Annotated in this window: 9 protein-coding genes; all 9 read right to left on the reverse strand. The window is 65.9% G+C overall.

Translation table 11 applies throughout. The features are described 5' to 3' along the window. A partial coding sequence (locus tag ACXJL8_RS24390; RefSeq protein WP_456685725.1) for an efflux RND transporter permease subunit occupies positions 1 to 525 on the reverse strand: 525 nt, incomplete at its 3' end. Then, positions 518 to 1,495, reverse strand: a complete 978-nt coding sequence (ihpB, locus tag ACXJL8_RS24395) for a divalent metal ion exporter adaptor subunit IhpB (protein ID WP_456620169.1) — start codon at positions 1,493 to 1,495, stop codon at positions 518 to 520. The genes ACXJL8_RS24390 and ihpB, both read right to left, overlap by 8 nt. Continuing rightward, positions 1,492 to 2,766 carry a divalent metal ion exporter subunit IhpA gene (gene ihpA, locus ACXJL8_RS24400; protein ID WP_456620168.1) on the reverse strand — a complete coding sequence of 425 codons (1,275 nt, stop codon included), beginning with the start codon at positions 2,764 to 2,766 and terminating at the stop codon, positions 1,492 to 1,494. The genes ihpB and ihpA overlap by 4 nt, the downstream gene beginning before the upstream one ends. Before the next feature lie 58 nt (positions 2,767 to 2,824). Next, positions 2,825 to 3,190: a hypothetical protein gene (locus tag ACXJL8_RS24405; protein WP_456620167.1), complete on the reverse strand. Its 366-nt coding sequence runs from the start codon at positions 3,188 to 3,190 to the stop codon at positions 2,825 to 2,827. A gap of 143 nt (positions 3,191 to 3,333) precedes the next feature. Further along, positions 3,334 to 6,492, reverse strand: coding sequence for an efflux RND transporter permease subunit (locus tag ACXJL8_RS24410; protein ID WP_456685726.1), 3,159 nt, complete (start codon positions 6,490 to 6,492; stop codon positions 3,334 to 3,336). Beyond that, a complete protein-coding gene (locus tag ACXJL8_RS24415; protein WP_456620165.1) occupies positions 6,489 to 7,898 on the reverse strand; it encodes an efflux RND transporter periplasmic adaptor subunit in 1,410 nt (469 codons plus the stop codon). The genes ACXJL8_RS24410 and ACXJL8_RS24415 overlap by 4 nt, the downstream gene beginning before the upstream one ends. Beyond that, positions 7,895 to 8,293, reverse strand: coding sequence for a FixH family protein (locus tag ACXJL8_RS24420; RefSeq protein WP_456620164.1), 399 nt, complete (start codon positions 8,291 to 8,293; stop codon positions 7,895 to 7,897). Before ACXJL8_RS24420 ends, ACXJL8_RS24415 begins: the two co-directional genes overlap by 4 nt. A 126-nt stretch (positions 8,294 to 8,419) precedes the next feature. After that, a complete protein-coding gene (locus ACXJL8_RS24425) occupies positions 8,420 to 8,842 on the reverse strand; it encodes a hypothetical protein (RefSeq protein ID WP_456620163.1) in 423 nt (140 codons plus the stop codon). Between the two features lie 123 nt (positions 8,843 to 8,965). Then, positions 8,966 to 9,319: hypothetical protein (locus tag ACXJL8_RS24430; RefSeq protein WP_456685727.1), on the reverse strand; the 354-nt coding region annotated here is incomplete at its 5' end.

Genomic DNA, 9,319 nt, shown 5'->3' on the forward strand with positions numbered 1-9,319 from the left:
GAGCTGCGGCTTGATGATCCAGTCCTGGATGGTCCGCAGCTCGGTCGGGGTGAAATCGGCCCCGGTCGCCGATTTCGCGCCGGGCCTGGCTTCGACGGAATAGACGTAGATCTCGCCGAGGCCGGTCGAGATCGGCCCCATCGCGACCTCGGTGCCTGCAGGCAGCTGGTCGCGGGCCTGCTGGATGCGTTCGTTGACGAGCTGGCGCGCGAAATAGATGTCGGTGCCGTCCTGGAACACGACGGTGACCTGGCTCAGGCCGTAGCGCGAGATCGAGCGGGTGTAGTCGAGCTTCGGCAGGCCGCCCATCGCAGTCTCGATCGGGAAGGTGATGCGCTGCTCGGCTTCGAGCGGCGACAGGCCGGGTGCGCGGGTGTTGATCTGGACCTGGACGTTGGTGACGTCGGGCACGGCGTCGATCGGCAGGCGCGTGAAATTCCAGGCGCCGAAGGCGCCGGCTGCGAGCGCGAACAGGATCACGAGCCATCGTTGACGAATGGACGCGGCGAGGATGCGCTCAATCATGATCGGCGTCTCCCTTGCCCATCTCCGCCTTGACCACAAAGCTGTTCTCCGCGACGTAGCGCTCGCCGGCCGCAAGCCCCGCGCGGATCTCCACGAAGGTCGGGTCGGCATCGCCAAGCTCGACCGGGCGCGCCTCGATCTTGTCGCCGTCCTCGCGGACGAACACGATGGTCCTGTTCTCCAGCGTCTGGATCGCGCTCCTGCGCACGGCAACGGCAACGTTGCGTGCGGTCAGGATCAGCCGCGCGGTGACGAACAGGCCGGGGCGGAGCCGGCCGTCGGGATTTTGCAGCACGACGCGCGCGAGCGCGGTCTGGGTCTCGCTACTGCCGATCGGCGCCATATAGGAGATCGTGCCCTTGATCTCGCCGCGGCCGTCGTCGGGATCGATCAGCACCTCGTCACTGATGCGAACACGCCTGAGATCCTGGCGGTAGATCGAGAGGTCGACCCAGATGCTCGAGAGATCGGCGACCACGAAGGCCGGCTTCTGCTCGGAGGCATATTCGCCGAGCGAGATCTGGCGGTCGATGATGGTGCCGCCGATCGGCGCCTTGAGCTCGTAAACGGTGAGGCTCTGGTTGCTCTCGATCGCGGCGAGCAGCTCGTCCTTGCCGACCTTGTCGCCGATCCGCTTCAGGATCGACTTGGCGACGCCCGGAAAGCGCGGCGTCACCTGCACCACGGCTTCCTGGTTGGCGCGCAAGATGCCGTTGAAGGCGAGCGTGTCGGTCAGGGTGGCGCTCGCAGCCTCCGCCAGCGTCACGCCTGCCGCGGCGAGCTTGACGTCGGAGATGCGGATGCGATCGGCGCCGTGCTCGTCCTGCTCGACGTGGTCGTTCGGCTTCTCCGGCTTCTTGTCCGCGGCATGCTCGGATGGCGCAACGCGGGCCGGCGCCAACATCGCGTAACCGTAGGCGCCGAGTGCGGCCGTGACGATCGCCACGAGGATGGTGGAGGATGTCTTCATCTTGCGCCCTCCCGGGCGAGCGAGAATGGATTGCCGACAAGGCCTTCGATGGTGGCGACACCTGCGTGGAAGTTCTGGAGCGCCTCCTGCTCGCGCAGCCGGGCCTGAGCGACGCTCGCCTGGGCATCGAGCACTTCGAGCAGGGTGAAGCGGCCCTGGCCGTAGCCCTGCGAAATCGCCTCGGCCGCCTCCTGTGCCTTCGGAATCGCGGTCTCGCGCAATACCGCGAGCTCGCGCAGCGAGCCCTGGAGCGAGTCGTAGGCGCGCCCGGCGATCACGATCAGCGTGTTGCGGTTGGCCTCGCGCTCGGCCCTGGTCTTGGCCAGGCTTTCCTGCGCCGAGAGGATGTTGCCCTGGTTCCGGTCGAACACGGGAATCGGGACCGAGACTGTGAGGCGCACCGCGTCGTCATTGGTCTCGTTGAAATGGCGCCAGCCGGCCGCGATCCGCACATCCGGATAAGGCTTGAGCCGGGCCAGCAACAGCTCGGCATTGCGCTGGGCGTAGACGGCGGTCCAGCGCACCAATTGCGGATTGGCATCGATGGCGGCGACCACCGCCTGGAAGGAGGGCGGCCGTCCGGTGGTGTCGAGCCGGCCGGAGACCTCTCCGAATTTCGCCGCTGGATCGCCCATCAGCACCGCCAGCTCGCGCCGGGCACTCGCCAGCGTCGCCTTGAGGCGTTCGCGATCGGCCTTGACCAGCGCGGAGGCGACCTCGGCGCGGCCGGTTTCGGCCGGCGAGGAGGCGCCGGCCTCGACCCGGCGGCGCAGCAGCGGCGTCAGCCGGTCGATCGCGGCGATCTGCTCTTCCATGATCTGGATTCTGCGCTGCGCGCCGAGCACGCTCAGGAAGGCGATAGCGGTTTCCGACAGCACCTCGAGCCGGATCGCCTTGCGCTGGATCGCGGCGACCTCGATGCCGGCTTCGCCCGCCGCGATCCGCGCGTCGCGCTTGCCGAAGAGCTCGAAGGCCTGGCTGATCTGAAGCGTGGTTTCAGCCGATTTGGTGCCGCGGTAGATGCCGGACCCGAACGAATTGTCCTGTTCGTACGACAGTTCCGGATTGAGCAGAGCGCCCGCCTGGATGCGTTGACCCGTGGCGATGCCGACATCGCGCTCCGCTGCCGTCAGGCGCGGGCTCGCGGCGAGCGCGCGCGAGAGCGCAGCGCGCATCGTCAGCGTTTGGGCGTGTGAAGCCAGCACCAGGGGTGGGCCGATGAGAATAGCCAGCGCGCACGCGATGCGCGCAGCTAGTCGCCTGCAAAACATGAACAGAACCTGTGAAGGAGAACCGATGGGCGCGATGGGGCGCGCCCGGCTGATCCGTTCAGGTCAGGTGCTTGGGGGGCGGGGAGTCCGTATCGGGCGCGATGCCGACAAGGGCGGGCTGCCGATGTGGAATCGGCGTGGCAACGATGTCGGCCGCGGCGTCGGGCTGCACCGGCAGTGCGACGGCGACGGAGAAGCAGCCGTGGCAGTGGTGGCCGGCGAACGCCTTGTGATCGCCATGGCCGGTCGAACCGTCGTCGAGGATCGAGGCGATCTCCGAGCCGCCGGACGGGGAGGTGACATCGATGTCGTGAGCGCCATGCAGCGCACCCGACAGGAGGTACATCACCGCGACGAGCACAGCCACCAGCCCACGCCAGTTGCGCGGATGGCGAAGTCTCGAAGGCCGTCGGTTCGGAAGCACGAAATCATTCTCGCTATCGGTCCGGCTGGCCTAGCATGACGGCGGGAACAGTGTCGACCTGCAATAGTGTAACGTGTGGGGAACTCAACGTCGCAGCCTTGCGTCCCCGCGCGACTGCGACCAACTCGCAACACACCGCGGCCTCATTCGGCGGCCTCCGAAATCCGCTCAGGCACGATCGCGTCATCGGCCGAGCGCAGCCCGAACCCTTTCACCAGTCCGAAGATCGCGGGGATCACGATCAGCGTCAACAAAGTCGATGAAATCATGCCCCCGATCATCGGGACCGCGATGCGCTGCATGATCTCGGATCCCGTGCCGGTGCTCCACATGATCGGCAGCAGGCCGGCCATGATCGCGACCACCGTCATCATCTTCGGGCGAACGCGTTCCACGGCGCCGTGCATGATTGCGTCGCGCAGTTCGACGCGAGTCACGGCGCGGCCCGCCAGGGCACAGCGCGCGCGGGTCTCGGCCAGCGCCTGGTTGAGGTAGATCAGCATCACCACGCCGGTCTCGGCGGCCACGCCCGCGAGCGCGATGAAGCCGACAGCGACCGCGACCGACAGGTTGAAGCCGAGCCACCACATCAGCCACAGCCCGCCGACCAGGGCGAACGGCAACGAGAGCATGACGATCAGGGTTTCGGTGATCGAGCGGAAGTTGAGGTAGAGTAGCAGGAAGATGATCAGCAGCGTCACCGGAACCACGATTTTCAGCCGTGCGGTGGCGCGCTCCAGATACTCGTACTGTCCGCTCCAGACCACATAATAGCCCGGCGGGAACTGGATGCTGGCCTGCACCGCGCGCTGCGCATCGGCGACGTAGCCGCCGAGGTCGCGATCGCGAATGTCGACATAGATGTAGGTCGCGAGCTGTCCGTTCTCGGTTCGGATCGAGCTCGGTCCGCGTGCTGGGGTGACGGTGGCGACCTCGCCGAGGGGAACGGCACCGCCGCCCGGCATCGGGACCAGGATGTCGCTGGCGATTGCCTTCGGATTGTCGCGCAGATCGCGCGGATAGCGCATGTTGACGGTGAAGCGCTGGCGGCCCTCGACGGTCGTCGTCACCGTCTGGCCGCCGAGCGCCGTCGCGATCGTATCCTGTACGTCCTGCACCATGACGCCGTAGCGCGACAACGCCTCGCGGTCCGGCGTGATCTCGAGGTAGTAGCCGCCGAGGCCGCGCTCGGCGTAAGCCGAGGAGGTGCCGGGCACCGCTTTGAGCACCGGCTCGATTTGCCGGGCAAGCTTGTCGATGCCAGCAAGGTCGGGGCCGATGACCTTGACGCCGACGGGGGTGCGGATGCCGGTCGAGAGCATGTCGATGCGCGCCTTGATCGGCATGGTCCAGGCGTTGGAGACGCCGGGAAACTGCAGCGCCTTGTCCATTTCCGCGATCAGGCTGTCGACGGTCACGCCCGCACGCCACTCTTGCTTCGGCTTGAGGTTGACGATGGTCTCGAACATCTCCGACGGCGCCGGATCGGTCGCGGTGGATGCACGGCCGGCCTTGCCGTAGACCGAGGCGACCTCGGGAAACGAGTGGATGATGCGATCCTGGGTCTGCATCAGCTCGGCGGCCTTGGTCACGGAAATGCCGGGCAGGGTGGTCGGCATGTAGAGCAGGGTGCCTTCGTTGAGGTTCGGCATGAACTCGGTGCCGAGCTGCCGTGCCGGCCAGACCGAGCCGGCGAGCACGCCGAGGGCAAGCAGGATCACCAGGGTCTTGGCGCGCAGCACGCCTGATATCACCGGGCGATAAATCCAGATCAGGAAGCGGTTGATCGGATTCCTGTGTTCCGGGATGATCCTGCCGCGGACGAAGATCACCATCAGCRCCGGCACCAGCGTGACCGACAATAGCGCCGCCGCCGCCATCGCAAACGTCTTGGTGAAGGCGAGCGGGCTGAACAGCCGTCCCTCCTGCGATTCCAGCGTGAAGATCGGCATGAACGAGACGGTGATGATCAGCAGGCTGAAGAACAGCGCCGGGCCGACTTCCGATGCTGCCTCGATCAGGATCGCGACCCGCGAGCGGCCGGGTTCCGCCCGCTCGAGATGCTTGTGCGCGTTCTCGATCATGACGATCGCGGCGTCGATCATGGCGCCGATCGCAATCGCGATGCCGCCGAGACTCATGATGTTGGAGCCGATCCCGAGCAGCTTCATGGCCCCGAAGGCCATCAGCACCCCGACCGGCAGCATCAGGATCGCCACCAAAGCGCTACGGACGTGGAGAAGAAACACGATGCAGACCAGCGCGACCACGACGCTTTCCTCGAACAGGGTGTGCTTGAGGGTGTCGATGGCTGCGTAGATCAGGTTCGAGCGGTCGTATACCGGCACGATCTCGACCGATTTCGGCAAGCTGGAGGCGATCTCCTTGAACCGCTTCTTGACGTTCTCGATGACGTCGAGCGCATTGACGCCGAAGCGCTGCAGCACGATGCCGCTCGCGACCTCGCCTTCGCCGTTGAGCTCGGTGGTGCCGCGGCGTTCGTCGGGCCCGAGTTCGACCCGGGCGACGTCCCGCAGCAGAACCGGCGTGCCGTTGCTCGTCTTCAGCACGATGTTGCCGAGGTCGTTGATGGACTTGATGTAGCYCTTTCCACGGATCACGTACTCGAACTCGGAGAGCTCTACGGTCCGCCCGCCGACGTCGGCGTTGCTGGYGCGGATCGCGTCCCGCATCTTCTGCATGGTGATGCCGAGGTCGCGCATCCGCTGCGGATCGAGGATCACGTTGTACTGCTTGACGAAGCCGCCGACGCTCGCCACCTCGGCGACGCCTTCGGCCTTGGCCAGCGCGAACTTCAGATTCCAATCCTGGATCGTACGCGTGTCGGCGAGATTCAATTCCTTCGACATGACGGCGTACTGGTAGACCCAGCCGACGCCGGTCGCGTCGGGGCCGATCGTCGGCGTGACCCCGGCGGGCAGCCGCGACGAAGCTCCGTTGAGGAATTCCAGCACGCGCGAGCGCGCCCAGTAGATGTCGGTGCCGTCCTCGAAGATGACGTAGACGAAGGAGACGCCGAAGAAGGAGAACCCGCGAACGACCTTCGACTTCGGCACCGTCAGCATCGCCGTGGTGAGTGGGTAGGTCACCTGGTCCTCGATGACCTGCGGTGCCTGGCCGGGATACTCCGTGTAGACGATGACCTGGGTGTCGGAGAGGTCCGGAATGGCGTCGAGCGGCAGATGGACAAGCGCGTAGATGCCGGCCGCCGCGGCGAAACCGGCGCCGAACAGCACCAGCAGCAGATTGCGGGCCGACCAGGCGATCAGGCGGGCGATCATTGCTGGGCTCCTTCGGCAAAACCCTTGAGCGCCGCCTTCAGGTTGCTCTCCGCGTCGATCAGGAAGTTGGCGGACACGACGACGCGCTCGCCATCGGCGACACCCTGCCTGACCTCCACGTATCCCGAGCCGCGATGGCCGGTCTTGACCTCGCGCGGCTCGAACCGGCCCTCTCCTTTGTCGACGAAGACGGCCTGCCGACTGCCGGTATCCATCACCGCGCTCTCTGGGACGGTCAGGACCGGCTCGCCCGTCCCGGTGTCGATCTCGGCGTCGACGTACATGTCGTGCAGCAGCGCGAGGTCTGGGTTCGGCAATTCGACGCGGATGCGCGCGGTTCGGGTCTCCTTGTTGATCTCGGGATAGATCACTTCGACCTTCCCCGAGAATTCGTGGCCCGGAAAACTCCGGGCCCGCACGGTAGCCAACTGACCTTTGGAGATCATGCCCAGATCGCGTTCCGCTACGTCGATCAACGCCCACATCACCGAGTGATCCGCGATCCGGAACAGCACGCCGCCCGGCTGCACGCGCATTCCCTCGATCGCGCTACGCTCCAGGACGATGCCATCGCGTGGCGCAGTCCACTCGACGGAGGTCGGCACGTTCCGGCTTTTCTCGATCGCCGCTATGGCGGCCTCCGGTACGTCGAGGTTGATCAGTCGCTGACGGGAACCGCGGCCGTAGGTCTGGTCACCGCCCGTCGTCTTGGACGTGATGGTGGCGAGATATTCGGCGGCCGCCGACACGACGGCGGGGCTGTAGACCTCCATCAAAGGCTGCCCCTTCACGACGTGGGAGCCGGTCGTCACGTTGGCGACTTTCAGGATGAAGCTTTCGGACCGCATCGAGATGACGGAGACTCGCCGCTCGTCGAGTTGAATGACGCCGGGGGCACGGACCCTCGTGCGGATCGTGCGGAGCGCAGCGGGCTCGGACCTGACGCCCGTACGCTGGATCCTGCCCGGAGATAGCCGGACGGAACCGTCGTCACTATCGTCGCCTTCGTAGACAGGGATATAGTCCATCCCCATGGAGTCCTTCTTCGGCACCGGCGAGGTGTCCGGCAGACCCATTGGGTTGCGGTAGTATTTGACCTTGCGATCGCCCCTGGCCTCGGCCGCAGCCATCACCGCGGGCTGCTCGGGCTCATCAAAGCTTATGTCCGCGCCCGCAGGCACGGCACGATAGTCGCGGCCGTCCGCCGTCTTCTTCGATGTCAGCGAATAGAGCGGCTTGCCGTCCGGGTCCTGATAATAGATGGGCGTGCCCGTATCCGCGGCGTTCGCGGCGGATACGAATTGGCCGACGTCGGGCTGTGGCCGCAGGACGCCGGCGGCGAACAGCGCGAGACCTGCCGCTGCGACGATCGCAGCGGCAGTGCCGATGAGGCGAGTGCGGGTCATTTCTCGGCCGTGACGACGAGCTTGTTTTCGACCGTGCCGGTCTCGCCCTGCACCTTGGCACCGAGCGAGAGCTGCCAGCGCCCGGCCATGCCGAAGGTGGCCTTGAAACGGTAGGTGCCGGGTTCGGTGCCGGGCATCGGCGTGACCTTGGTGGCCATCTCCTGCATGCCGTCGGGCGCCATGTCGAGCCGGCTGGCGAAGATCACCGCATCGGGCACCGCCTTGCCGTTAGTCTTGTTGACCAGTCGCACCGTCACGATGCGATCGGCGCCGGCCTTGACGGTCGGCTGCACGAGCTGGAATTCGTAGTTCTTGATTTCGGCGCGTGCGGAGGTCGCAAACGCGGCGGCGATCAGCGCGGCCATGGCGGCGCGCGCGGCGTTGGACGTTTTCATGATTTCAATTCCTCGATTGGTCTGATGGTGCCGCCGGAGCCACACACGAAAATCCGGGATGCAGCGAGGCGGCAGGTAATGGTGCGCGATTGCGGCGCGCACGATCATCAGGCGCGTGAGCGCCGATCAGACGAGGGTTCGAGGGGGATGGTCGGGGGGCTTTGCGCCGAGGCCGTCGGTCAAGAGATCATCGCTCAGCGCGAGCGAATTGTGCCGGGCGTGACGCTCGATCAACGCCATGGCGCCGGACGGTGCGGGGAGAGAGATGCTGAGCAGGCACAGCGCCACGAACGGGCACGACCCGCAATCCTTGATCCCGGCGTCGCCCGGGCAGCAGGGCATGTCGTCAGCCATGGCCTGAGCGTCATCCGACATGGTTTGCAAGTCGCCGGACATCGCCGGGGTGTCGTCCGACTTCGCCAGCACGTCGTCATGCTGAGCGGCGCCCGAAGCAGGTCCGGTAAGCACGGGGGTTGCCAGCGGTGCGAGCAAGAGCCCGGACGCGACCAGCAGCATCACCACAGCATTGGCAAACCGTTTCAGGAGCATCTGCCATTGTCGCACGTCATGGCGGAGCCCGCAAACCGGGCCGCTATCACGATTTGGCCAGGGGCGGGATATCACCGGCTTGCTCCGGGAGAGAGATCGTTAACGACGAGCAAATCGCCGGCGCTAAAAGCCTCGAGACGGCGCGATCGAGGATTTGGGTCCGCCCACGTAGCGCGTCGTTGGCGCGCCAATATCGCGCGGTGCGGACATCGCGGGTGAGATGCCCGGTTCGGCCGCAGCGAAGGAATCGCGCGTGGGACGTTGGGCGATGACGGTATGATACGACCCGGGGCCGACCTCGCTCGGCCAGTATCGCCGATCGGAAATCGTCACGCCCGCATTGGCGGTTGCCGACATCGCCACCAGCGATGCGAGCAAGGAAAATGCAAGAACGGGCTTGGTGAATCGTCTGGTCATTGTCTGCTCCATGTTCGTCGAAGCGCGCTCCGCGCGGGCTTCTGAAAACGAGTTCGGAGC

The organism is Bradyrhizobium sp. P5_C11_2 (assembly GCF_054049755.1).